At 62.9% G+C, this 25,571-nt stretch carries 20 protein-coding genes and 1 pseudogene; 12 read left to right on the forward strand and 9 right to left on the reverse strand.

Annotated elements, in window-relative coordinates:
* The 4 genes from A3736_RS05870 to A3736_RS05885 all read left to right on the forward strand — a co-directional run.
* On the forward strand, positions 1-1,653 hold a 1,653-nt coding region (locus tag A3736_RS05870), incomplete at its 5' end, for an acyl-CoA dehydrogenase family protein (protein ID WP_067680348.1).
* Positions 1,650-2,879: a CoA transferase gene (locus tag A3736_RS05875; protein ID WP_067680351.1), complete on the forward strand. Its 1,230-nt coding sequence runs from the start codon at positions 1,650-1,652 to the stop codon at positions 2,877-2,879. The genes A3736_RS05870 and A3736_RS05875, both read left to right, overlap by 4 nt.
* Positions 2,880-2,898: 19 nt before the next feature.
* Positions 2,899-4,059 carry an acyl-CoA dehydrogenase family protein gene (locus tag A3736_RS05880; protein WP_197465507.1) on the forward strand — a complete coding sequence of 387 codons (1,161 nt, stop codon included), beginning with the start codon at positions 2,899-2,901 and terminating at the stop codon, positions 4,057-4,059.
* A gap of 25 nt (positions 4,060-4,084) precedes the next feature.
* Positions 4,085-4,882, forward strand: a complete 798-nt coding sequence (locus A3736_RS05885; protein ID WP_067680354.1) for an enoyl-CoA hydratase/isomerase family protein — start codon at positions 4,085-4,087, stop codon at positions 4,880-4,882.
* Between the two features lie 40 nt (positions 4,883-4,922).
* Here A3736_RS05885 and A3736_RS05890 read toward each other — a convergent pair whose 3' ends face one another.
* Both A3736_RS05890 and A3736_RS05895 read right to left on the reverse strand, forming a co-directional pair.
* Positions 4,923-6,068, reverse strand: coding sequence for an acyl-CoA dehydrogenase family protein (locus tag A3736_RS05890; RefSeq protein WP_197465508.1), 1,146 nt, complete (start codon positions 6,066-6,068; stop codon positions 4,923-4,925).
* Between the two features lie 5 nt (positions 6,069-6,073).
* Positions 6,074-7,393, reverse strand: coding sequence for an NAD(P)/FAD-dependent oxidoreductase (locus tag A3736_RS05895; RefSeq protein WP_067680360.1), 1,320 nt, complete (start codon positions 7,391-7,393; stop codon positions 6,074-6,076).
* Positions 7,394-7,505: 112 nt separating this feature from the next.
* Here A3736_RS05895 and A3736_RS05900 point away from each other — a divergent pair, with 112 nt between their 5' ends.
* The 4 genes from A3736_RS05900 to A3736_RS05915 all read left to right on the forward strand — a co-directional run bounded on the left by A3736_RS05900 (position 7,506) and on the right by A3736_RS05915 (position 10,753).
* Positions 7,506-8,342, forward strand: a complete 837-nt coding sequence (locus A3736_RS05900; RefSeq protein ID WP_067680363.1) for an enoyl-CoA hydratase-related protein — start codon at positions 7,506-7,508, stop codon at positions 8,340-8,342.
* A complete protein-coding gene (locus A3736_RS05905) occupies positions 8,339-9,196 on the forward strand; it encodes a CoA ester lyase (protein ID WP_067680366.1) in 858 nt (285 codons plus the stop codon). The genes A3736_RS05900 and A3736_RS05905 overlap by 4 nt, the downstream gene beginning before the upstream one ends.
* A gap of 268 nt (positions 9,197-9,464) precedes the next feature.
* Positions 9,465-9,731 (forward strand): hypothetical protein, encoded by a 267-nt coding sequence (locus A3736_RS05910; protein WP_156502001.1) that lies wholly within the window; start codon positions 9,465-9,467, stop codon positions 9,729-9,731.
* Between the two features lie 380 nt (positions 9,732-10,111).
* Complete coding sequence (locus A3736_RS05915; RefSeq protein WP_082851337.1) at positions 10,112-10,753, forward strand: Crp/Fnr family transcriptional regulator; 642 nt, start codon at positions 10,112-10,114, stop codon at positions 10,751-10,753.
* Between the two features lie 6 nt (positions 10,754-10,759).
* On the opposite strand, the gene A3736_RS05920 is transcribed toward A3736_RS05915, so the two are convergent.
* Both A3736_RS05920 and A3736_RS05925 read right to left on the reverse strand, forming a co-directional pair.
* Positions 10,760-11,014: a hypothetical protein gene (locus tag A3736_RS05920; protein WP_067680373.1), complete on the reverse strand. Its 255-nt coding sequence runs from the start codon at positions 11,012-11,014 to the stop codon at positions 10,760-10,762.
* Positions 11,015-11,536: 522 nt separating this feature from the next.
* Positions 11,537-14,905, reverse strand: coding sequence for a TonB-dependent receptor domain-containing protein (locus A3736_RS05925; protein ID WP_067680376.1), 3,369 nt, complete (start codon positions 14,903-14,905; stop codon positions 11,537-11,539).
* A 287-nt stretch (positions 14,906-15,192) separates the two neighbouring features.
* Between A3736_RS05925 and A3736_RS05930 the strand changes: the two genes are divergently transcribed.
* On the forward strand, positions 15,193-17,766 hold the full coding sequence (locus tag A3736_RS05930; protein WP_233999255.1) for a M14 family zinc carboxypeptidase: 2,574 nt from the start codon (positions 15,193-15,195) through the stop codon (positions 17,764-17,766).
* 530 nt (positions 17,767-18,296) lie between these two features.
* Here the strand turns inward: A3736_RS05930 and A3736_RS05935 are convergent.
* The 4 genes and pseudogenes from A3736_RS05935 to A3736_RS05950 form a co-directional block, all read right to left on the reverse strand.
* A complete protein-coding gene (locus A3736_RS05935; RefSeq protein WP_255362966.1) occupies positions 18,297-19,160 on the reverse strand; it encodes a diguanylate cyclase in 864 nt (287 codons plus the stop codon).
* Between the two features lie 49 nt (positions 19,161-19,209).
* Positions 19,210-19,491, reverse strand: a pseudogene (locus A3736_RS18250) (CHASE3 domain-containing protein); the annotation flags it as partial.
* Between the two features lie 126 nt (positions 19,492-19,617).
* Positions 19,618-20,457, reverse strand: coding sequence for a pirin family protein (locus A3736_RS05945; protein WP_067680390.1), 840 nt, complete (start codon positions 20,455-20,457; stop codon positions 19,618-19,620).
* Entirely contained in the window at positions 20,454-21,419 is a 966-nt protein-coding gene (locus tag A3736_RS05950) for a glutathione S-transferase family protein (protein WP_067680393.1), read from the reverse strand. Before A3736_RS05950 ends, A3736_RS05945 begins: the two co-directional genes overlap by 4 nt.
* Before the next feature lie 258 nt (positions 21,420-21,677).
* On the opposite strand from A3736_RS05950, the gene A3736_RS05955 reads away from it, so the two are divergent.
* From A3736_RS05955 to A3736_RS05965, 3 genes are read left to right on the forward strand one after another with little or no spacing between them, the layout of a single operon-like run.
* Positions 21,678-21,995, forward strand: coding sequence for a hypothetical protein (locus A3736_RS05955; protein WP_233999258.1), 318 nt, complete (start codon positions 21,678-21,680; stop codon positions 21,993-21,995).
* A 39-nt stretch (positions 21,996-22,034) separates the two neighbouring features.
* Positions 22,035-23,012 carry a rhodanese-related sulfurtransferase gene (locus tag A3736_RS05960; RefSeq protein WP_067680407.1) on the forward strand — a complete coding sequence of 326 codons (978 nt, stop codon included), beginning with the start codon at positions 22,035-22,037 and terminating at the stop codon, positions 23,010-23,012.
* Complete coding sequence (locus tag A3736_RS05965; RefSeq protein WP_067680399.1) at positions 23,002-23,643, forward strand: glutathione S-transferase; 642 nt, start codon at positions 23,002-23,004, stop codon at positions 23,641-23,643. The genes A3736_RS05960 and A3736_RS05965 overlap by 11 nt, the downstream gene beginning before the upstream one ends.
* 115 nt (positions 23,644-23,758) lie before the next feature.
* On the opposite strand, the gene A3736_RS05970 is transcribed toward A3736_RS05965, so the two are convergent.
* Entirely contained in the window at positions 23,759-25,108 is a 1,350-nt protein-coding gene (locus A3736_RS05970; RefSeq protein WP_067680402.1) for a methyl-accepting chemotaxis protein, read from the reverse strand.
* Positions 25,109-25,571 lie beyond the last annotated feature (463 nt).

The following is a 25,571-nucleotide window of genomic DNA, read 5'->3' on the forward strand; positions in this document are numbered from 1 at the left end:
CCTGACGCTCGCGATCGGGCCACGCGCTGGATCGGGCGCCTGCAAGAGCTTGCCGGTCGCCTTATCGCTGGATTGGCCGAAGCCATCGCGGGCCCGGATGACTCAACCTCGGCCGATGATCTTCAGATCGAGACGTTCGAACTGGCGTGGGCGGCGGCGGAATTGCGCGCGGCGCGGGCGGGGCTGGAGGTGGATGGCGGGCTGGCAGGCGAACTCGCCCAGCTGTTCGCGGCGGATGCGGGAGAAGCGGTTCTCGCGCGGCTGGAGGCGGTCGCGCGCGCTCTCGGGCGGCATGGCGACGATCTGCAGGCTGTGCGCGCCGATCCGGACTGGGCTGCCTTCCTGCGCGAGGCGGCGTCCCCCGCCGCCCTGCGTCGGCTGGGCGGGGCGGTGGTCGAGGCGCGCGGCGACGATCATGATCCCGATCTCGACGAGGCCACCCGCATGGCGCGCGACGCCTTCGGTCGTTTTGCCAGCGATGTCGTGGCGCCGAGGGCAGAGGATATCCATCGCCACGATCGGACCGTGCCAGAAGCGATACTGGGCCCGATGCGCGAAATGGGCGCCTTTGGCCTCGCCATCCCCGAGCGCTACGGCGGTTTCGCCGCCGACGAGGGCGATGCCGCGCTGACTATGGTCGCGGTGACCGAAGTTCTGTCCGAAGCCTCGCTCGCCGCCGCGGGCAGCCTGATCACGCGCCCCGAAATCCTCAGCCGCGCCCTGCTCGCGGGCGGGACCGAAGCGCAGAAGGAGCATTGGCTGCCCCGGATCGCGGTGGGCGATCCGCTGTGTGCCATCGCGATCACCGAACCGGATTACGGGTCCGATGTCGCCGGATTGCAACTGCGCGCGACGCGGGTCGAGGGCGGCTGGCGGCTGGACGGCGCGAAGACCTGGTGCACTTTCGCGGGCAAGGCGGAACTGCTGATGGTGGTCGCGCGCACCGATCCCGACCGAACCAAGGGCCATCGCGGGCTGACGCTCATGATGGTGGAGAAGCCGTCCGACGAAGGGCACGACTTTGCTCATGAGCAGCCCGAGGGCGGACGCCTGCAAGGGCGCGCCATTCCCACGATGGGCTATCGCGGGATGCATTCCTTCGACCTGTCGTTCGAGAACTGGTTCGTGCCCGACGATCGCGTGATCGGCGAGGACAGCGGTATCGGGCGTGGGTTCTACCTGACCATGGCGGGCATGACCGGGGGCCGGATGCAGACCGCTGCGCGCGCATCGGGCGTCATGCGCGCCGCGCTGCGGGCCGCGATCCGCTACGCGCTGGACCGGCGTGTGTTTGGCGATCCGCTGGCGCGGTTCGCGCTGACCGAGGCGAAGATCGCGCGCATGGCGGCACGGGCGCTGGTCTGCCGCCGCCTCGCCTATGCGGTCGCGCGGGGCGGCGAGGGCAAGGATGCCGCGTTCGACGCGGCGCTCGCCAAGCTGATCGCGTGCCGGTCCGCCGAACTGGTGACGCGCGAGGCGCTGCAGATCCACGGCGGCATGGGCTATGCCGAGGAGAGCGAGGTCAGCCGCCTGTTCGTCGACGCGCGGGTGTTGTCGATCTTCGAAGGTGCGGAGGAAACGCTTGCGCTCAAGATCGTCGGACGCACGCTTATCGAACGGGCGGGAACGCACCGTGCGGTCGCGGCCGCATGACGCGCGCGATCACTCCGATACTGGCCGATCTGCGCGTGGTCGAGGTGTCGGCCTTCGTCGCCGCACCGCTGGGCGGCATGACGTTGGCCCAGATGGGCGCAGACGTGCTGCGGATCGACGATATTCGCGGCGCGCTCGATGGGCAGCGCTGGCCGGTCTCGCAGAACGGGACCAGTTTCTTCTGGGCCGGGCTCAACAAGGGCAAGAGGTCGGTCGCGCTCGATCTGCGCAGCGAAGAAGGGCGCGAGATCGCCGCCGCGCTGGCGACCGCGCCGGGGCCGGGCGGCGGGATCGTACTGACCAATTTTCCGCCGCGCGGCTGGCTCTCCTACGACGCGCTGAAGTCGAAGCGCGAAGATATCCTCCAGCTGGTGGTGCAGGGCGATCGCCACGGCGGCAGCGCGGTCGACTACACGATCAATCCGCGAACCGGCTTGCCCGGCCTCACCGGACCTGCCGACGCGCCGGTCAACCACGTGCTTCCAGCGTGGGATCTGGTGACGGGGCAGATGGCGGCGCTGGGCCTATTGGCGGCCGAACGACACCGCGCCCGCACCGGCGCGGGGCAGCAGGTGACGCTGGCGCTGGAAGACGTCGCGCTGGCGGTCATGGGCCATCTCGGCTTCATCGGCGAAGCTGCCTACGGAACCGAGCGTCCGGCGTCGGGAAATGATCTGTTCGGCGCGTTCGGCCGTGATTTCGCGACTGCCGATGGCGGGCGGATCATGGTGGTCGGCCTGACGGGCAGGCAATGGAGCGCGCTGGTCGAAACCACCGGCATCGCCGCCGGGCTGGCCGGGATTGAGCGCCAGCGCGGGCTCGACTTCGCGCGGGAAGGCGATCGCTACCTTGCGCGCGATGCCATCGCGGACCTGATTGCGCCCTGGTTCGCGGCGCGCGGCACTGAAATGGCCTGCGCGGCGCTGACCGCGGGCGAGGTCTGCTTCGGGCGCTACCAGTCCGTGAGGCAGATGGTGGCCGTCGACACGGCCTGTTCGTCCGCCAACCCACTGTTTACCGAACTGGAACAGCCGGGCATCGGCCCGCTGTTGACGCCCGGCCTGCCGCTGCGCTTCGGCGGCAGTGGCAATCTCGCGGCCGTGCCCGCGCCGCGACCGGGCGCCGATACCGCGTCCGTGCTCGGCGATCTGCTCGGCATCACCGGCGCCGCTTACGACCGCCTCACCGATCGCGGCGTGGTTCCGCCGCCCCCCGCTTCTGCCTGAATTATCACGGAGACCCGAAATGACCACGGCCCTTTTCGACACGATGAACCCGCTCGACGACGAACATGAGATGATCCGGCAGTCGCTGCGGCGCTATGTCGAGGATCGCATCGTTCCGCGCGCCGATGCCTGGGAAGAAGACGGCTTCGTCCCGCGCGAGGTATTCCGCGAAATGGGCGAGCTGGGTTTCCTTGGCATGCGCCATCCTGAGGAATGGGGCGGCAGCGGCCTGGGGCCGCTCGCCTCGCTTATTCTCGGCGAGGAACTTGCAAGATCCACCTATGGAGGCTTCACGAGTTCGGTGACAGTCCACAGCGATATGTCGGTGCATCATATCGCCGCGAACGGATCTCCCGAACAAAAGGAACGCTATCTCCCGCGCGCCTGTGCTGGCGAGATTGTGGGCGCGATCTGCGTGACCGAGCCAGGGGCGGGCTCCGATGTCGCCTCGATGCGAACCAATGCAAAGCGGGACGGAAACGGCTGGCTTTTGAACGGCGGAAAGACCTACATCACCAATGGCGTCTACGGCGATGTCTACATCGTCGCCGCGCGAACCGATCCCGATGCGAAGCCTAGCAGGGGCATTTCGCTCTTCATTGTCGAAAAGGACACCCCCGGTTTCGATGTGGGCACGAAGTTCGAGAAGCACGGCTGGCGCTCCTCCGACACCGGCGAGCTTTTCTTCGACAACGTCAAACTGCCCGCCGACGCGCTAATCGGCGAAGAGGGCAAGGGCTTCTACTATATCGCTGGCACGTTCCAGAACGAGCGGCTCGTCGCCGCCGCCATGAGCGTGGGCCAGTGCACCCGCGCGATCGAACTGACCACCGCCTATGTCCGCGACCGGGCGGCCTTCGGCGCGCCGCTGTGGGACAAGCAGGTGGTGCGCAACCAGCTCGCCCGGATGGCGACAAAGACCGCCGCCGCGCGGGCTATGACGTACGAATGCGCGCGCATGATGGAAGCGGGCGAAGATGCGGTGCGCGAGGTTTCCATGCTCAAGGTGTTCGCGTGCGAGACCTTGCAGGAAGTGGTCCACGGCTGTCTGCAACTGCACGGCGGACTGGGCTATATCGTGGGCACGCCGATCGAGCGCATGACGCGCGATGCACGCATCCTGACCATCGGCGGCGGTGCGACCGAAGTCATGCTGGAAGAAGTCGCCAAGCGGATGTGACGCCGCGCTGCCGAAGGAGAAAGAGATGCAAGCCGATGACACCGCCCAAACCGTATCGCTCCACGTCGCAGACGAGCTGGCGACGATCACACTGACCCGGCCGGACCGGAACAACGTGATCGACGCGCAGTTCGGCCAGGAATTTCGCGATATCGCCATCGCCCTGATGGGGGATGCCGGAGTGCGGGCGATCCTGCTGCGGGGAGAAGGCGCGAATTTCTGCGTCGGGGGCGATATCCGCTCTTTCGCGAGGGAGGCCGATCTTCCCGTGGCGCTCAGGCGCATGACGCTCGACTTTCATGCCGCCATGGCGATACTCGCGCGTCTCGATACGCCGATCGTCTGCGCGGTTCAGGGTGCGGCTGCAGGCGCAGGTCTCGCACTGGCGGCGCTGTCGGATTACGTGATTGCCGAGGATACGGCGACTTTCTCCTTCGCCTACACGAAGCTCGGCCTCACCGGCGATGGCGGCATCACCTGGTTGCTGCCGCGCCTGATCGGCCTGCGCCGGTTCCAGGCTCTGGTTCTCGAAGGCAGGAGCGTCGACGCGGCAGAGGCGCTGGCAATGGGTCTCGTCTCGCGGATCGCCGGAGCCGACGGGGCGGGGGTGGAGGCGCAGGCATTCGCGCGCGAGCTGGCCGCCGGACCGACGCGGGCCTACGGCATGGTCCGCCGGCTGGCGCAAAGCAGCTTCACGCAGCCGTTCGAAAGGCAGCTGGAAGACGAAGCACAGGCGATCTGCCGCGCCGCGGCGAGCGCAGATGCGCAGGACGCCATCACCGCGTTCGCCGCGCGGAGGAAGCCGGTCTTCAAAGGTCGCTGACCGCGACGGACGTGCCGCCCGCCGCGGATCGCTTTGCGGGCTAGAAGCTGCGGCTGATGATATCCTTCATCACTTCGGTGGTGCCGCCATAGATCCGTTCGATCCGCGCATCGGCATAAAGGCGCGTAATCGGGTATTCCGTGATGTAGCCATAGCCGCCGAAAATCTGCACGCACCGGTCTACCGCCAGGCCCAGCCGCTCGCTCGCCCAATATTTGGCCATCGAAGCGACCGTGGGCGTCAGGCGGCCCGCCAGTTTCTCGGCCATGGCGTGATCGACCAGCGTGCGCGTCGCCAGCGTGTCGGTGGCGATGGCGGCAAGTTCGAATCGGATGTTCTGCATCTTTAGCAGGGGCGCGCCGAAAGCCTCGCGCTCGCCCGCGTAGCGCGTGGTGAGCTCGAGCGCATATTCCATCGCCGCAACGCAGCCGATCGCCGCCATCAGCCGTTCGTAGCCTAATTCGGACATCATCTGCTTGAAGCCTTCGCCCTCCTGCGCGCCTAGCAGGGCGTCCGCCGGAATGCGGCACTCGTCGAAAAACAGCTCGCACGTGTCCGACGAATGGAGTCCCAGCTTGTCGAGGCGCTGGCCGACCCGGAAGCCCTCCGTCGCGGTCGGGAACAGCATCATGGAGATGCCTCGCCCACGCGCCGCTGGATCGGTCTTCACGGCCATCACCAGCAGATCGGCCTGCGATCCGTTGGTGATGAAGATCTTCGATCCGTTCACGACGTAGAAGTCACCGTCGCGCACCGCGCTGGTGCGCATGTTCTGCAAGTCCGAGCCGCCGCCGGGCTCGCTCATGCCCATGCCCGCGACGATCTCCCCGCTGCACAGGCGCGGCAGCCAGTATTCCTTTTGGCCCGCCGTGCCGTAGAGCGCGATGTAATGCGCGGCGATCACATGGATGCCGATCGCCACGCGCAGGGAGTTCGCACCTACGCGCGACAGCTCTTCGGCGACCACAGCGGCATAGGCTGTGGATGCGCCGAGGCCGCCATGCTCTTCCGGCAGGTCTGCGCCCAGAATGCCCAATTCGCCCGCGCGATGCCAGATGGCGCGCGGTGCATAGCCCTGCCGAGACCATTCTTCTTCGAAAGGCTGGACCTCTTCCTGCGCGAAGCGGTGCACGGACCGGCGCCAGGCAGCCAGTTCTTCGTCTTCCCAGGGGGATACGTAGTCCATCGCGCTCATACTTCGACCGGAACCGGCGGGGCGTTTTCGAGCCAGCTATCCGCCCAGTCGGCCGCGCGCTGGCCGGTCAGCGCGCAGGCCTGCGTCCCGCCGTCGCCGTAATCTTTCACCGCATCGCCGACATGCCACAGATTGGGGATCGGCGTTTCCTGCGTCATGTCATAGCCCGCGCAGGATCGCTGCGCTGGCCAATCGTCGCGCATGACGCGGATCGACAGGATCTTTGCATCGGCGAAACCGGGAAACTCGTCCTTCAGGTCCGCGAGCGCTGCCTCAATCTCGGCTTCCTCGTCGAAATCGTGGATGGCGGGCTTGGGAACCGCATAGGCGACGTAGAGGTGCCAGCCTTCGGGCGCCATTTCCGGGCAGGTCGCGGTCAATTCGCCAATATTGCACAGCCGACGCGTCCGGCCGAAAGTGACCAGGCCTGGCGCATCGTACAGCCGTTCGCGGGTCGCGAAATTCACGACGATATTCGCCGCTGGCCGGATGGTCTCGTCCATGGTTCGGCGATATTCCTCACCGAAGGCGTCGGGCGTCAACGCATAGGTCGCGCGGGGGCCCGCATTGCTGATAACCGCCCCTGTCCCGACCCGGTGCGTGCCGTCGGCATCGGTTACCTCGACCGCGACGACCTTGCCGTTGTCCATTTCCAGGCTCGTCACGCGGGTCGACAGGCGGATTACTCCGCCCGCCCGGCGGATGCCGTCGCCCAGGTCATTCCACAGGCCTACCGTTCCGCGTGGGCAGAAGCCGAACCGCTTGAACGCGCCCTTGGTGCCGAAATAGGTCAGGAAGGCGCGCGCGGGCAGCTCGTCCGCATTGGCGGCGAAGATCGCCGCCGAAAGGTTGCGGAACAGCGCATGGACCGTCTTGTTCTTGGTGTAGCCGGAGAGCCATTCGCCGGTCGACAGCCTGGCTTCGGGCATGTCGCCGCGGCGAGCATCGGCGAATGTCGCGCCGATCTTCGCCGCCTTTTTGGTTATGCCGCCCAGCAGCATTCCCCAGCCGCCTTTGGAGACATTGATCATCTTGCCGTCGATGCGGAACATGGTCGCCGGGTTCGGTTCGCGAATGTCGAGCGGCACGCCGAGCGCCTCGAAGGTTTCCTCGAACGTGCTGCCTCGCTCGATCGCGATCGCTCCCAGATTGACGGTGAAGCCGTCGATCTGCTCGCTCGACGCCCGCCCGCCGAGGCGATCGTGATCGTCGACCATGAGAACGCGGCGTCCGGCGGCCGCGAGGCGTGCGCTCGCCGCCATGCCGCCCGCGCCCGCGCCAATCACCACCACATCGTAGCTTTCTTTCGTATCCATTTCAGGCTCTCCGCTCGATTTAGCCTTTAATAAACCGTCCCGTCGGTATATGTCAAAGCAGTAAAAGAGGGCCCGCGACATTGTGGGGCCGGTGCATCAGGGAGATGAGCGGGTGGACATCCCGGGTCTGGAAGGAGACAGCCTGCGCGCGGAACTGCAGGGCAGCGTCGCGACGCTCACCATGAACCGCCCGATGCAGCACAACGCGCTCAGCCGCGAACTGCGCCGGAACCTGACCACGGCTCTGCGGGCCGCGCGGACCGACGATCGCGTCCGCGTCGTCATCCTTACGGGGGCTGGTGAGCGTTCCTTTTCGGTCGGCGCGGATTTCACCGAACTGGCGGCCGGCATGCTCACGCCGGACGAAGTCGGCGTCACCACGCCGCTGATGCAGGCTTTCGCGGCTCTGGGGAAGCCGACCATCGCCGCGGTCAATGGTTTTGCGGTGACGGGCGGCTTCGAACTGGCGCTTAACTGCGGGATCATCTTGGCGTCGCGGAATGCGCAGTTCGCGGATACGCACTCGCGCGTCGGCGTGATGTCATCGCTGGGCCTCACCCAAAATCTGCTGCGCGCCATCGGCCCGGTGCGCACGCGCTACCTCAGCCTGACGGGCCGTTACATCGACGCCGCGACCGCCCGCGACTGGGGCCTGGTGGTCGATGTCTTCGACCAGGCCGATCTTCTTCCGAAAGCTAGGGCGATCGCTTCGGATATCGTTGCAGGCCATGAGGGGGTGATAGCGGATATGGAGCGTTCGATACGCTTCGGAAACGCCCACACGCTTGAAGCGGGCCTCGCGTTCGAAGAGCCTCTTGCGCGCGCCAGCCTGATTAACTTCAATTTCGCGGCCTTTGCCAGCGAAGGCGAAAAGGTCAAGCGTCGGGGACGCGACGGCTTGCGAAGGCCGTCCGAAGACACCGGCAATACTACAGCTGAACGCTCATGACTTTTTCGGGCCGTCAAATAGCGGCGGTGCGTTCATTTCTCTTCGTGCCGCTATCGAACGAGAAGTTGATAAGGAAGGCCGGCTCGTCGTCAGCGGATGCGATCATTCTGGATCTCGAAGACGGAGTGTCGATATCCGAGAAGACTGTCGCGCGGGAGAACCTAAAGAAACATGCAAGTCTGATCGAAGATGCCGGCAAATTCGTTGTAGTGCGAATAAACGCCGAGTCGGAAATGGCCCCGCTCGATGTCGAGGCACTTGTCCATGTCAGACCGGACGCAGTCATGGTTCCGAAGTTCGAATCGGTCGAGCAGATAGCCGACACAATCGGTATGCTGCGTTCGAAAGGTTCGGGTCGGCAAGTCGGGATCATCGGCCTGATCGAAACCCCGCTCGGCCTGTGCCGGTTGAACACGATCGCGCAGGCAGAAGGCCTGATCGGCATTGCGTTGGGATCGGAGGATTTCGCAGCCTGTATGGGTGTACCTCCTACTCCGCTGCTACTCGACATGCCTTGTCGCCAGATCGCCATGACCGCTGCGGCTTTCGATCTTGCGGGCATTTGTCAGCCATTCTCCATTGCCCGTTTCGAGGATGCTGAGGGGAGCGAAGAAGCTGCACGCCTAGCGCGAGCCTATGGCGCCTCCGGCCTCCTCTGTATTCACCCGCGACAGGTCGAAATTGCCAACACGGCTTTTGTACCGACGCGCGAGCAAGTCGAATGGGCGAGGAAAATTGTCAGCAAATGGAGCGACCATCCTGAGGGCGGAATAGGCATAATGAAACAAGATGGTGCGATGGTCGATGTGCCGGTCGTCAAACTGGCTCGGAAGATAATTAATCGTGCTCGGTAACTCACTTCACCGAGAGAGGCTGCTGCGCATCTGCCGCGAGGAAGGGCTGCGCGTGTAGAGCCGTTATGGCCGTAAGCTGGCACTTTGTATGCGCATGCCAGTGGTGTTGTCGGATGAACCGAATTGGCGCGTGGTCGCTCGAGTTGTACGCTGCGCGCCCTTCTTCGCTTCGTTACGAACCCGTCTCTAACGGTCTGGTCCGCGACCGAAATTTCCGCATCCTGTGAGTGGCCTACGATTTCCCGCAGGAATGTCTGGCACTGGTGGATTGACCGACCTGATCGGACAGCAGGGCAAGTCGCAAATGGCGGTCAGCGAAAACTGCACCGAACTGACCTCGTCAGAGATCCTGCGCTGGTCGCAGGAGTGGCGCGTCGAGCGGCCTTACATCGCAACGGGCAAGCCGATGCAGAACAGCTTCGTGAAAAGGGAGGCTTTCGGCCAGCTTCGCTTATGTTGGCCGTCTGCGGGACGAAAGTTTCAACCTAAGGCTTTTCTCCTCGCTGGCGCACGCGCGACCGATGTTGGGCCGTAAGCGGTATAACCGGTATTGATAGTTTGCACGCCTAAAGCCGACATTCGGCCATCGACTTCATACTGGAATAGGATAAGCAGATGAATGTTAAGAACGATGGCTGGGAGACCAGCGGGCTGCCGAAGGAATTTGCCACCGCTTGAATTTACTATCGGTCGCGATAAGCTTGGCTTCGAGTGGCTGCCAGAATAAGTTTTTGAAGGTTAGCTTGAAGCCATTGCCGGGACTGTGATGGTCGTGAGCAATGGGGAAAGAACGTACCGAGACAGCACAATTCGAAACGAGAGCTTGCGCCCGAAGGGTCAGTCGACAAGTTCATCAAGACGATCAGAAAGCGGTTTGATTTTTCTCAAGAAGACGAAGACCTTCTAGTATCTCGGATGGATGGCGAGGCGCGTTTCGATGCCGGGGAGACCATCGTCCCTGAGGGTGAAAAGATAAATTACTCCTCGCTTCTGTTCGCGGGGATCGCCTGTCGTGAGAAAATCAATTTTGAAGGTGAGCGGCAGATCGCTGAGCTTCAGATCCCAGGTGATTTCATCGACCTGCACTCCTATCCTCTGGAACGCTTGGACCATACGCTCACAGCCTTGACCGAATGCAAGATCGCCAAGCTTTATCACGACGACATAGACGCTTTGATCGACGAGAGGCCGCGATTTGCCCGCATTCTATGGTTCGCCACTATGACCGATGCCTCGATCCATCGGGAATGGATTCAAAATCTCGGAACCAGAAGCGGGCTGAAAAGAATGGGGCACCTGTTCTGCGAAATGTACAGCAGGATGGACGTGGTCGGCTTGGTCGAGAACAATTCTTTCGCCTTCCCTTTGACGCAGGCCCAGTTGGGCGAAGCGCTCGGTTTCACCTTCGTCCATGTGAACCGCGTCGTGAAACAGTTGCGCGCCGCGAAACTTGCCGATCACAGAGACAAACGCGTTTACATCGAGGACTTCGAGCGTCTGGCAGAGTTTTGCGGCTTCGATCCCGCCTATCTCTATCTTACGCGAAGGGAGCGGTGACGTGCGCTATAGAGAGGTAAACCACCACTGGCCGGGGTTTATCAGATGGACCGTGCCCAAGCGCTTTTCCTCGTCCTCCACAACGGAGCTCCCGCAATTCTTTGCCTCGCTCAGCGTTTGTATGGCCGCAGCAAGATGCTCCGCTTCGAATTCGATCTCGTTGGTCAGCCCATCATGCCGATAGAGCGCGCGTGCGCGATAGGTTTTGCGGCGGGCCGAGTAGTCGTGGGCCTGCTGCAATAGCGATGAAGAATGAGACACATTTTGTTACCCCAAAACACGGTGAAAAGCTCACTTTCGTTGGCCGACGGGATGGGATCAATTAAGTTTGTTAGGCGATGACTGTTTTCATCCCAAATGTGGACATAGGCGGCGCCGATTATCGGAGCAAAGATGCCGGTCCGCCTTCAGGAATTCGCGGGAGCGTCTAAAAGTCCGCAATAAGGGTGGATTATCGACGCCCCCCCGTATCCTGATGAGTGTCCGTCCTTGGGGGCGCTCGACAAGGGCCGCAATGACCGATCCTGGGGCGCGTTGCTGACGAAGTGGCCCCCTGAACGAAGGTCTGCTTTCGGGAGCGTTTGGTGAAGGCCGCGATGACTTAATATGGGCGCTTTGCGGACTAGCGAGATATAGGTCGGTAAAAGACAAACTGTCTCCGGCACTGGACATAAAAGGACAGGGCGTGAGCTTCTCGAAGAGCAGACTCAAGTCCATCCAGATCGGAAAACGACTATCTCCGTGCCGGAACGGGAGTGCAGGCCAGGCAACCCCACTCCGCGGTCAGAACCCGAACGCGTCGCTGCGAAGGCGCACGCCGACGAAGAAATATCTTCCGTAGGGCGACACGGGATAGGCGGAGTTCGTGGGATACGGATCGACATCGGTCAAATTGTTCACGCCTCCGTAGAAGCTGAAGCGGTCGTCCACCTCGAGATCGAACGACACGTCGTGAATGAAGACATCATCCGCAAACCCGGCCGGGCCGGCCACGACGTCTGCCGTTTCGATCTCGACGCCGCCGAGCGCCTGCCTGTCGATCCATTGCAGACGATATCCGAGGCTGGCCGGTCCGTAGCCGACACTGATGCCGCCCGCCGCCTGCCATTCAGGCCGACCCTGTTCGCCGAGTTCGGGGTCGACATTGGTGGGGTCGGTGGGATCGAAAAAGAAATCGATCCTGTCGACCCAGCTTCCCTGCGCTCGCAGTCCGATATCGAATTCGCCGACTTCGAAGCCGTAGGTGACGGTGGCATCGACCCCGGCGGTTTCGATCCGGCCGAAATTGATCTGGCTCTGCCGCAAGAACGTGAAGCCGCCCAGGGTGGGTGAACCGGCGTTCGTGTTGCGAGTGAAGAAGTCGCAGAACTGGTTCGGGAAATCGGTCGCATCATAGCAGCTGTCGACGATGTCCTGCGCGCTCACCGCGTCGATCGCATCCTCGATCGTGATATCGTAGTAATCTGCCGTGATCGTGAGGCCCGGAATGAAGCGCGGGCGTAGCACCACGCCGGCCGTGTAGGTCTCTGCGGTTTCTTCCTCGAGCTCGGGATTGCCACCGGTCGTGCCGGAAAAACGCGCCGTCAGCGGATCCTGATACGGATTGGTGTTGAAATCGAAGCCGAGCCCGGAAAGTTCGGCATAGCAATTGTCGCGGCGCTGGGCGCCTGCGGTTGCATCCGCCTGAAGCAGGGTCTGGATCTGCGCGATATCGCAGGGGTCCGCAGGCCGGAACACGGTGCCCTGTTGCGGGCTGAACAGTTCGAAGATGTTCGGCGCGCGCACGGCCTTCGCGAACGTGCCGCGGAACCGGATGTCTTCGATCGGCGCGAAGATCGCCCCGACATTCCAGGTGAAGGTCGAGCCGATATTGGAATAGTCCGAATATCGCGCCGCGCCCGAAAGTTCGAGCGTTTCGGCAAACGGCATGTCCGCCAGGATCGGGAGCCGTAATTCGCCGTAGACCTCCTTCACGTCGTAACTGCCGCCGCTGTCGAAAGAACGGGTCTGCGCATCGAAGGTCAGGGCCTGGTTTCCGCTGATATCCCCGATGAAGTCACCCGCATTGCCGAATGGCGTGTCGATCTGCAGAATGCCGAGATCGAGAGGGTCGAGCCGCGTGCGGCTCTTCTCGTCGCGATATTCCGCACCGACGACGAAACCGACCGGCCCGCCGGGCAGGGTGAAGAACGATCCGGTGTCTCCGACGATTGTCGCATTCACGACCAGCTGCTCGATGCGCGAGCGGGTCGTGGTCGGCGTGGTGATGAAGTCCACCCCTGCGGCGGAGACCGAATTTTCTCCGTTGAAGATGCTGATGGGGCGGCACAAGCCATCGCCCGGATTGAAAGTGAAGAAGCCCCCTTCGATCACGGGGAAGAACTGGCTGCCGGGATAGATGGCGGTCGGGTCTAGATCGGACCGGCAGACGACATTGCCATTCGGCCTTCCGGTCAAGAATTCGCCCTCGTCGACCGCATCGAGCGCTGCGAACAGCCGATCGTACAGAACGGTGTTCTGACTGGTCAAGCTGGAATCGGTACGACCGTAATTGGCGGAAATCTCGTAATCGATCGCGGGCGTGATCTCGCCGCGGACACCGCCAACAATGCGGTAGGTGTCGCGGTCAGAATTGGTGATGCCGGCCCCCAGATCGGTGAAATCGCGAGAAACGCGAAGACCGCCGGCCTCATCGGCATCCGCCTGAAGGACAGCGGGTATATAGGGGTTGTCGGCATAGATCAGCAGGGAATCGTAGAACGTGTTGTAAGGGTTCTGCGATTGCGTTTCGGTGCGAACATATTTCGCTTCCACGAACGCTTCGAGCGCTGGAGAGACTTCGAAGCTGGCAAGCAGGTTGATATCGTAACGATCGTTCTGCGGGATGAGCGATGCGGCGCTCAATCGCTCGGCCGCACCGTCGCCGCCGAACTGGTTGGACCCGCTGGCGATCACGCCGTCTTGGAAAATTCGCACGCCGCCATCGGGGGTGCTGACATAGCAGCCGCCGCCGCCGAAACCGGTGAATCCGATGAAGGATTCCTCGCAATCGTTGACGCCGTTATTGTTGATATCGGCATTGAAGAACGCGAAGTCGCGGCGGAAGATCAGGCCCGAATTGGACGAGATCGCGAAGTTGGGGAAGGACCGGAACGCGAGCGAGGGGCTGGCGACCGCCCGGTCGATCAGGGCCTGTTCGGCAGCGGTCGGCGCTCTGCCGCCGAAGATCGCATCGTATCGCGCCGTACCGGGCACGGGAATCTGGAAACCGTAAGGAAAGAAGCCGTTCGCGACCGAGAAGAAATCGAAGAAATTGGGCGTGCCGCCAGCGGTGATTTCCCCCTGCTGGAACCGAAGACCCGGATTGGGGTAGGTCTGGCCGGTATTGAAGCGCGCATTGGCGCGCGTGTAGGGGCGATCGCCCTGCTGGATTTCGTCGATCCGCGAATAGCCGCCCGCGATCGCTACATTGCCCCGCCCGTCCGAGAAATTCTGGCCCAGCGCGATGTCGACAGAGCCCGTGAACCCGTCGCCCCGGCGCGAGATTCCGGTCTGGGCATTGATATCAATACCTTCGAAATCTTCTCGCAGGACGTAATTCACCACGCCGGTGACGGCGTCCGCGCCGTAGACGGCGGATGCTCCGCCCGTCAGCACCTCGACCCGTTCGATCAGCGCACCGGGAATGGTGGATACGTCGACGATCTGCGACCCCGCGACACCCGACACATGTCGGCGACCGTTGATTACGACGAGGGTCCGGTCCGAACCGAGACCGCGCAGGTTCAGCGTCGCCTGCCCAACCCCGCCGGCGCCGCGCTCGAGTGAATCGGAGATGGTGCCGGAATTGGACAGCGCGGGAATTTCCCTCAGCGCCTCCGAAGCGTCGACGACGCCGGTCGCGCGGATTTCTTCGGCAGTAACAGTGGAAATGGGGGACGGCGCGACCTCGTTGGCTTCGCGGCGCAGGCGCGTGCCAGTGACCACGATCTCGTCTTGAGACGGATCCGCCACGACCACGTCGTCATCGTCGGCCGGGCTCGGCGCCTCCTGCGCGAATGCGGCTGTCGGCAGGAACAGCATAGTCGATGCCAGCGCGACCGCTCGAAGGGTTGGGTTCCATTCGGCTAGCTGCGCCTTAGATGCGGGCATCGATGTGTCTCCTTTGGCTTTAACACAGCAATTTAAAACCAATGCTGCGTCCGCGAACAAGAGTGGTTGTGCGTATGCGAACGTTTGGGGTCGTTCGTGTTGCGGTGCAGCAACAGTGCGTGCGCTTCTTGATTCGACCTGGCGCAAAGCGCCCTTTGCAATTCCATCCCGGTCGATAGGATGGGGTCGTTTCACCGGTGCGGAGCCTGCCTATGCCTGTCCGTTTGGTCGCTGTGCTTTTTCTCATGATCGCTGTCTGGCCTGTCGGACCTTCGCGGGCTCAGTCCGTGCTGGAAGGCTCCTTCGATCCGGGCATTCCGACGCTCGAACAGATCGCCGGTCATGCGACGGGAAGCGACATCACCTCCCCGGAAGAGATAGTCGCTTATTTCAAAGCGCTTGCGGAAGCTGCGCCCGAACGGATGAAACTGGTCGAATATGCCCGGAGCTGGGAAGGCCGGCCGCTGTATTATGCCGTGATCGGAAGCGCCGAGAACATCGCCCGGCGTGAACAGATCAAGGCGGGCATGGCGCGTCTTGCAAGGGGCGGGGAGCCGGAAGCTCAGGACGGCTTGGTGCCGGTGACGTGGCTTTCCTACGGCGTGCATGGCGACGAGATCTCGAGCAGCGACGCCGCGCTCGCTCTGGCCTATCACTTGCTCGCCGCACGGGGCGATCCGCGGGTCGAGACCATCCTCGCGAACTCCCTCGTCGTGATCGATCCTTCGCAGAACCCGGACGGGCGCAATCGCTTCGTCCAGCATTATTCCCAGGCGCGCGGCGCCGTGCCGATAGCTGATCCGTCCGCTGCCGAGCACGACCAGCAATGGCCCGGCGGGCGCTTCAACCATTATCTGTTCGATCTGAATCGCGACTGGTTCGCTCTTACCCAGCCGGAAACGCGCGGCAAGGTCGCGGCGATCGGCGAATGGAAACCGGTGGTGCTGGTCGACGCGCATGAAATGGGCGGTGAAGAGACGTATTTCTTCCCCCCGTCCGCCGATCCCTTCAATCCCAACATCACGGCCACGCAGCGGGAAAAACAAGTGCTGCTGGGCCGCAATCATGCGGCTTGGTTCGACCGGATCGGCCAGGTCTACTTTACTCGCGAAGTCTACGACGCGTTCTATCCCGGTTACGGAGATACCTGGCCGACGCTGAAGGGCGCGATCGCAAGCACCTTCGAACAGGGATCGGCACGCGGCCTGGTCTATCGCCGCCGCGACGGCTCGGAAGTCACCTATGCTGAAGGCGTGCGGAACCACTTCATCGCAACGCTTTCAACCGCTCTGACGGTTGCCGAAAACGCCGAGGCGTTCCTGCGCGACTATGCTGCCTATCGCCGCAGCGCCCGTGCCGAGCGACCCGGAGGGAGTTACGTCATCGATCTTGGCACGCGCCGCTGGAACGCGGAAGCGCTCGGGCGCAGGCTGGCGGCTCAGGGAATCGAGACCCGCCGGATCGTCGGCCCCGTCACCCTTTGTGGGCGCGACTATCCATCCGGTGCGCTTACCGTGGATCGCGCCCAGGGCGACGGGCGGTTAATCCGCAGTCTCCTCGACGAAAGCACGGCCTTGCCGGCGGACTTCGTGAGGCGGCAGGAGCAGCGGCGAGAGCGCGGCCAGGCCCACGAACTGTACGATACGACCGCGTGGTCCGTCGGCATGATGTCGGGTCTCGCCGTCTCGGTCTGCGATGCAGCGCGTGGTCGCGGCGATATTCTGGACGCATCCTCGCCAATTGCGCCGATGCGCTCGGGCAACGATGCCGATCCGTTTGGCGTGGCCGTCCCATGGACCGATACCGGTCAGGCCCGCCTTGTCGTGGCGGCCCTCGCCGAAGGGCTGGTCGGCCGTGCCACGGCGGACGCATTCCAATCCGACGGGCGCACTTATCCGCGGGGTACGGTGGTGTTCGCACGTGGGGAAAATGCGCCCGGGGCCTTGCGGCGCCTAGAAGAGCTCGCGCAAACCATCGGAGCCGAGACGGTGGGCCTTGCGCAAGGATGGACGCAGTCCGGCCCAAACCTTGGAAGCGCCTCCTTCGTCAGGCTTTCGAATCCACGTGTCGCGCTCGTGTGGGGGGACGGCACGGCGCCGACTTCCGCAGGCGCGTGGCGCTACGTTGTCGAACAGCGACTGGGATTACCGGTAGTGCCCATTCGCGGCGATGCGATCGGACGCACGATCCTGTCGGATTACGATGTCGTGATCGTGCCAGATGCCGATCCGCTCTCGAGCCTTGGGGGCGCTGGCATAGCGGCCTTGAGGAGCTATGCCGGCGAAGGCGGCGTGGTCGTCACCGTCGGCGGATCGACGGTGGGGTTCGCGCAGGGCAAGGAAGCCTTGTTTTCCACCCGCCGCGAAACCGTCCTGGGCGGAACGCCTCGTGAGACCGGCGGCGAGGCAGAAGACGGCGACGAAGGGGGCGAATTCGTTGCCGGAGAAGCGATCCCGGACGAGGCAGCATACCGCGCGGCCACCATCGATCAGCCCGCGCCGCCGGACGAATTGCCGGGCGCACTGGTGCGTACGGTCGCCGACCCCGATAGCTACCTGTCTTCCGGTTACGAGCAGGGCCCCATCGTCGTCGCAGAAGGCAGCACGGTATTCCGGCCCCTGAACAAAGCCGATGGGATCAACGTCCTGCGTTTCGCAGGACCTGACCGGCTGGTTGCGAGCGGGCACGTATGGGACGAGAACCGGCTGCAATTGGCCTACAAACCCTATATGATGGCGCAGCCCGTCGGGCGCGGCCTTGCCATCGGGTTCACCCACGATCCTACGACGCGCGGCTATCTCGACGGGCTCGACCTTCTCATAGCAAATGCGGTCTTGTTCGCACCGGCACGTACCCGCTGAGCATAGGACAAGGGACGGCATCGGGGGCGATCAGACTCTCCCAGCGCCGCCCGCCGCACCGATGCTCGCGCGCAGCCCTCTGCGCGGGTCGCCGAGCTCTGCGGTAACAAAGATTGCTAGTCCAATCTCGCCGGCCAAGCTTGTCCGTCCGGGCCGGGACGTTGAAAACCCTTTGAGGGACCACTAACCACAGGTCGGTGTCTTTCATTTAACTTGCGAACGAAGGCTTCGCCCCGAGCTCATGCGTTTGAGATCAGGCCGCGCCGGGTATTCGAACGACCGGTTTTGGAGCTACCGAAATGCACCGCGAACGACCGATATTAGGGCGCAAAGCGGTCGCCAATTTGTCATATTGACTGGAACACAAAATTGACCGCAAGAGTCTGCAGGATACGATCGAACGTCTCGGAAAACCGCGCTTTTCGGAGATTGGATTAGGGCGGTTTCGTGTCCTCTTCTGGCACCATTTTTGATCGACGCACAACGCGGGATTTCCCGCCGCTTCGGTTTGGCGAAGGTCGCTTTTTGGCTTACGCTGCCAGTCTAACCACGTTGCGACCGCTGTTCTTCGCCTCGTATAAAGCGTGATCTGCGCGGGCCATCAGGCTTTCCACGGTCTCCTCGCGGTGTAGCTGCGATACGCCGACGCTCACCGTGACCCCGATCGACTTTCCATCGATCATTATCGGCTCGGCCTCGATCGCAGCTCGCATCCGGGCGCAAGCTTCCATGGCTTCCGCTTGATTGGCGGCTGGCAGGATGACGCCGAATTCCTCTCCGCCGATGCGGCCAACCAGATCCCGCGCGCGAAACGTCGCGACCGCTCGCCTTGCGACTTCGGCGATCACTGCGTCGCCGGCGGCATGCCCATAGGTGTCGTTGATCGACTTGAACCGATCGATGTCGAAAATGGCATACGCCAGTTCCTTGCGCCCGTCGGACGATCGGGCGACCGAGCGGTGCAGGGCGTCCATGAAACCGCGACGATTGCTGAGGCCGGTCATCTCGTCGCTCGATGCGGTGCGCTGCAGCATGCGGCGCGTTTCGGCCTCGGCAGCGAGCGCGCGGCGGACGAGAATTGTTGCCCAGGCGGACAGGCCGAGCAGGAGAATGCCGATCAGGGTCAGAGCATATTGATAGCGTTCGTTCGCGACCGCCTTGGCCCGAGCGTCTTCCGTCTGAACGGCAAGAAGATCCTGCTCGATGGTTTCGATCCCGCGCAATTCCTCGAGGATCTCGTCCGTAGCGGTCCGGCCGGCCCCCGAGCCGACCCGCGCCAGCGCAGCAGCGTGGTCGCCCGAGCGTTTGAGTTCGACGATTTCTTCGAGGACCGAACTTAAATGCGCAATCTCGGTTTGCAGGCGGCCGATGCGCTGCTGTTGCTGGGGGGTTATCGAGAGTGAGTTGCGTCAGGCGATCAAGACCCTCGCGCGAATTCACAAGGCCACGTTGATAGGGCTGCAGAAACGTCTCGTCCCCGGTCAGCAGATATCCCCGTTCACCACGGACCATGCTGAGCGTGGCGACCTTCAGATCGTCGGTTTCGAGGAGAACCTGGAGCGTGTGGATTTGCCATTCGGCGGCGTGCTGCCGTTCCTGCGAACTGCCGACTGCACTCCAACTGGCGCCGGTAAGCAGGGCGGCAAGCAGCACGACGCAGCCGATCAGGGCGTAACTGCGCCGATCCAGGCCCTTGCGACCGGCCAAACGGACGAGGAAATTCATGCAGGAGGCTTCCTTACTCCGACACGGGCTACGCGTTTTGCGTATAGGAAAGTTTAATTGTGACCGTGCGTCGCGCAAATGGATCGGTGGGCGGGCGCGGGCGGCATCCGGCGCTCGGTCGGTTGGCTATAGTCCTCCGAACAGGCCAGCCTGATAGTCGTGCACGGCTTGGGCAATTTCCTCCCTTGTGTTCATGACGAAGGGGCCGTGTGCTACCACAGGCTCGCCAATCGGATCGGCATGGCCGAACAGGATGCGGCAACCCTTTTCGCTCGTCGCTTCGATCCCATCTCCGTCCGTCAGTCGTGCGAGCGTGTGCTCGGGCACAGGCCTCCCGCCGATCGCCCCTTCGCCTTCGACCGTGTAGAACAGCACGTTGCGCCCAGAAGGGACAGGCAGGTCGGCGTGGCCACCGGGCTCGATCGAAACGATCCCCAGCATGACATCCGTCAGGGAATGGATCGGCGCGTCCTGCGTCCCCGACACCGCACGCATCGACACGCCCTCGCCCGGACTGCTTTGCGCCATGTCGGCGGCGGGCACCGGCGTATAGGCCGGGGCGGTCATCTTGAGCCTCGCGGGCAGGTTGACCCACAATTGCAGGATTTCCAGCGCGCCGCCATCTTGCTTGAACTGCTCGGGCGAAAGCTCGGCATGGACGAGCCCGCTCCCCGCCGTCATCCACTGAACTCCGCCCGTTTCGACCACGCTTGCGCCCGAACCGCTGTCGTGATGGGCCAAGCTTCCGGCGAGGATGAAGGTCACCGTTTCGAAGCCGCGATGGGGATGGGGTCCGAAGGGCAGGCCGCGATTGGGCGAGGGATAGGTCTGCGGCCCGTGATGGTTGAGAAACAGGAACGGATCGACTTGCGGCAGGCCCTGGCCGGGCAGGGGCCTGCGAGTCACGAGATCCTGGATATCGTCGCGCATCGCGCGGTGGAGCGACAGGATTTCGCGGCTGCTCATTTCTGCATCCCCGGTACCAAGGGAGCGGGCCCGGCAGGCACGATCCCATGCGGATTTATCCGCTCGTGGCTTTCGTAATAATGATGCTTGATGTGCCGGAAATTGACCGTTTCCGCGATCCCATCGAGTTCGTAGATCCGGCAGGTCAGCGCGGCCAGATTGGGATAATCGGCGATCCGGCGGACATTGCATTTGAAATGCGTGTGATAGACCGGATCGAAACGGATCAGTGTGGTCCACAGGCGGATATCCGCCTCGGTCAGGCGATCGCCGACCAACCAGTCCTTTCCCTCGAGCCGCTCTTCAAGTTCGTCCAGCATTGCGAACAGGGGCGTCACGGCCTTGTCGTAAGCGTCTTGCGAAGTGGCGAAGCCCGCCTTGTAGACGCCGTTATTGACCGCGTCGTAAATCCGGTCGTTCAGCGTATCGATCTTGTCCCGATAGCTTTCCGGATAAAGATCGAGATCGTTCGCCCCGCAGGCATCGAACGCGCTGCCCAGCATGCGCATGATGTCCGCGCTTTCATTGTTTACGATGGTTTCGGTGCGTGTATCCCACAGCACCGGCACCGTGACGTGGCCCGAATAATCGGGCTTGGCATGTGTATAGAGCTGGTGGAGATTATCGGCGCCGATAGCGGGATCGCCCGTGACGCATTCGCCGTCGCGGAACGACCAGCCGCCCTCCTTCATCAGCCAGTGGACGACATTGAGCTCGATCGCATCGGTCAATCCTTTCAGATGGCGCACGGCATTGGCCCGGTGCGCCCAGGGGCAGGCGAGGCTGATATAAAGGCGGTAACGGCCCGGCTCGGCGGCGAACCCGCCGTCGCCGGTGGGACCGGCCGAACCATCGGGGGTGATCCAGCTTCGAAACGCGCTTTCGTCGCGTTCGAATTCGCCGCTCTCTTCGTCGTTATGCGCCCATTCGTCGTGCCAGGTACCGTTCTTGAGAAAACCCATGGTGCTCCAAGTCCTTTGATCGGAAAGAAGAATTGCTGCTCGTCGCGTCCAGTTGAAGTCCGGCGCGGGTGGATTGCCCAAGGCCCGTCGCAGCGAGTGGGGCCGTAGGCTACAGGATGCGAACGGGTGTGGCTGATAATCGTTTCGCGAAGTGGCGAGCCAAGCCCGCTTCGGCTAGAGGCCGATCCAACCTTTTCAGGATTCGGGCGAAAATACGTGGCACGCAAATATTCCAAGGGGAGGGCGCTGGACGAACGCATTCCCAATCAGGACGGGGACGAGGACAGTGACGGGGAGGCAGCGGCGCCTGTCGAGTGCTGGCTCTGCAGCCGTCCTCTGGGCGAGACCACGGTCCTGCATCATCCCGTACCGAAAAGCCGGGGCGGGCGCGAGGTCGTGCCGATGCACCCCATCTGCCAGCAAACGCTGATCGCCAATTTCAGCAATTCCGAATTGCAGCGCCATGGCCTCGACGTGGAAGCGATTCTGATGAATCCCGACATGCGCAAATTCGTGGACTGGGTCGCCAAGAAGGAACCCGATTTCCACGCCGCCCCGGCCAAAAAGAGGCGCTGACGCTCTGGGGCTCGGCGAAGACCGCTACGCAGAATGACCATGACCCAGCCGACACATCAAGGCCCATCGCCGATCTGCGTAGCCGCGCTGTATCGCTTCGCACCGCTTTCGCGGATCGGAGAGGTCCGAGACGCTCTGAAAAAGGTGTCCGACGAGCAAGGTATCAAGGGCACGCTGCTGCTGGCAGGCGAAGGCATCAACGGCACGATTGCGGGGTCGAGAGCGGGTATCGATCGGGTCCTCGATCATATCCGCAACTGGCCCGGTTTCTCCGATCTCGATGTAAAGTTTTCGAGCGCGACGACGATGCCGTTTCATCGCATGAAGGTGCGCGTGAAGCAGGAAATCGTCACCATGGGGCAGCCCGATCTCGACCCGGCGAGCGATGCGGGCACTTATGTCGATCCGCAGGACTGGAACGCGCTGATCGACGATCCCGATACGATCGTGATCGACACGCGCAACGATTACGAGGTTTCGATCGGCTCGTTCGCAGGGGCCGTCGATCCGATGACCGCCAGCTTTCGCGATTTTCCAGACTGGTTCGCGCGCGAACGTCAGCGCCTGCTCGGATCCGGCAAGCCGCCGAGAGTGGCCATGTTCTGCACCGGAGGCATTCGCTGCGAAAAGGCGTCCGCCTATCTGAAGAGCGAAGGGTTAGACGATGTCTATCACCTCAAGGGCGGGATTCTCGCCTATCTGGAGCATGTGGCTGAAGAAGAAAGCCGGTGGCAGGGCGAGTGCTTCGTATTCGACCAGCGTGTCGCCATCGGGCACGGCCTGTCGGCGGGCACGCACGAGCTGTGTTTCGCATGCCGCCGCCCCGTAAGCCCGGCAGACAGGCTTTCGCCGCTTTACGAAGCGGGCGCCAGCTGCGCAGCCTGCCATGGCGAGAGGGACGATCGGCAGCGCGCTTCCTATCGCGAGCGCTATCGCCAGGAATTGCGCGCGGCGGAGCAGGGCCGTGCTCACGTAGGAGCGACCCTCGAGAGGATGAGGAGTGACCATGTCGGCTGAACCGGTCCTCTACAGTTTCCGCCGCTGTCCCTATGCGATTCGCGCAAGGCTCGCTCTGGCGATCAGCGCAACGCCCTACGTGCTGCGCGAAGTGCAACTGGCGCGCAAACCGGCAGAGATGCTGGAGGCATCGCCCAAGGGGACGGTTCCGGTGCTGGTCCTCGCCGATGGTACCGTGATCGAAGAAAGTATCCAGATCATGCGCTGGGCCTTGCAGTGCAACGACCCCGAAACCTGGCTGCAACGCGATGACACCGCCCTGATCGCGCGCAATGACGGGCCGTTCAAGCACGATCTCGATCGGTACAAATATCCGGACCGCCACGGGTCCGACGCCATGGCGCATCGCCAGCAGGGGATGGAATTCCTCCACGTGCTGGAGGCGAGATTGTCGGAGCAGGCATATTTGTGCGGTTCGACGCGCGGTATCGCAGACGCAGCGATCATGCCCTTCGTTCGGCAATTCGCAGCGGTCGATTCCGACTGGTTCGCGGCCCAACCGATCCCCCGCGTCCGGACTTGGCTGGCCAAGGCCCTTGCATCGGAGCTGTTCTTAGAAGTCATGCTCCGCGTCGCCCCATGGGCGCCAGGCGACGACAATCTTGTCATAAGGGGTCGGCAAGAAAGCTAAGTCGGGCGATTAGTCGGCCAATCGAAGCGTCCCGCCTGGGGAGGGCCGTCCGAACCGCCACACCAGCGCCGAGTGGATCGTGCTCGCGCGGAAAGCTTCCTAGTATAGCCGATCCTTAACGCCTGCCTCCGACGACGCGCAGTTCGTGTCCGCCTTGCACTGTCGGAACATTGGTGCGGCGGCTGGTGCGGAAAGTTTCGACGGACTGGATGAGGTGATCGGCCTCCTGAGCGAGGTTTCGAACGGCTGCGGTCGTTTCCTCGACCATCGCGGCATTCTGCTGGGTGATGCCATCCATATCGCCTACGGCCAAGTTGATCTCGCCAAGCGTGACGGCTTGCTGACGGGTGGCCTCGCTGATTTCCGCGATCAAAGCGCTCAGCTCGTTCGTCTGGCCGACGATGCATTTGAACGCCTCGCCCGTTTCGGAAACCAAGGCAACGCCGCGATCGACTTGCTGTACCGATGCCTCGATGCGAGCCTTCACATCCTTGGCTGCATCCGCAGAGCGCTGGGCCAAGGCGCGAACTTCCGAGGCGACCACAGCGAAACCGCGCCCGGCCTCGCCGGCTCGGGCAGCCTCGACACCGGCATTCAGCGCCAGCAGATTTGTCTGAAATGCGATCCCGTCGATCACCGAGATGATCTCGCCGATCTCCCTGGAGGCGCGTTCGATATTGGCCATCGCCTGCGTCGCGTCGTCCACCGTTTTGGTGGACTTGTTCGCATTGTCGTTCGCTTCCTTCACGAGTTTTTCGGTCTGGGAAGCCGTGTCGGCGGAAGCGCGAACGGTCTGTGTGACTTGCTGCATCGCGGCGGCGGATTCTTCGAGGCTGGCAGCCTGCCGCTCTGTGCGGCTCGACAGATCGTCCGATGCTTCGCGGATGTCCCTGCACCCGGATTGGAGCGCGTCCGCAACCTCGGTCACCGACATCACCGATTGCATGATCTTTTCGGCGGCGCTGTTGTAGCTGATCCGCAAGGGCTCGAATTCGGGGCTGAACGCGGTGTCCAGCCGCGCGGTCAGATCGCCCTCTTCCAGGCGGGCCAAGCCGTGTGCGACCGCATCGATCATGCGACCGGTCTCGGAGAAATCCTGACACTGGACGAGCAGGGCGTCGGCGCCTTCCTGGGGAAGCGGGATCAGAGTGACGATCATGCGTACGCGTTCTCCGCCACGCACATTGAACCATTCGAAGCGCGCAAAGCCTTCGGCAAGTGCTTCCTGCACCCGTTCTCCGACGTGCTCCATACTCGGGCGGCCATCCGCCTGGGTTTCGGCGGAAAAGACCGCGGGGTTTTGACCGATAAGTTCAGCGCGCGAGACACCGTAGACCTGTTCGGCTGCGGCGTTGCATTCGACGAAAGCGCCTTCCTTCATCAGCAGGATGGCATCTGGCGAAAACCGGTAATTCGCAAGCGCGGCACGGGTTTCCAAATCGGGCGTTGGGCGGCGAAAGATCATGTGCGCGAATTCGCATATTACGTTTAAAAAATGGTTTCCGGCATCCGACAAGAGCGCTGACCCCGGCGCATTCTCGATTTGGTGCGGCGGCCTTGGTGAGCCAGCGAATGGAAATCGAAGCATCAATTCGCCCGGAAAGAGCGACCGGGGTTCGCTCCTTGAGGCTCTCCTGTTGTGCGATCCTCGCGCCAGGGAAGCCCGGTTTCGTACGCGCGCTCGGGCGCTGAAAGGGGCTTGGGAAGGTGAATTCGACGCGTTTCTGCTGCGCTTGCTCTTGCGATGGAGCGGTATGCGTGTGTAACGGGGAAAACCACGCTCGCGCTGAATTTCTCTCCGGACGCTTCCGCTGAAAAGCGAGCGGAGAGGCGGCGCACTAACAGTCAAATGCCAGCAATGGGTGATCGCTCCTGCCGATGGTTGTTCCATTGACACTGTTCTTGCTCATCGCGCTCCCTTTCGTGGC

Origin of the sequence: Erythrobacter sp. HI0063 (assembly GCF_001635685.1) — a bacterium.
In the GTDB taxonomy this organism is placed as follows: domain Bacteria; phylum Pseudomonadota; class Alphaproteobacteria; order Sphingomonadales; family Sphingomonadaceae; genus Qipengyuania.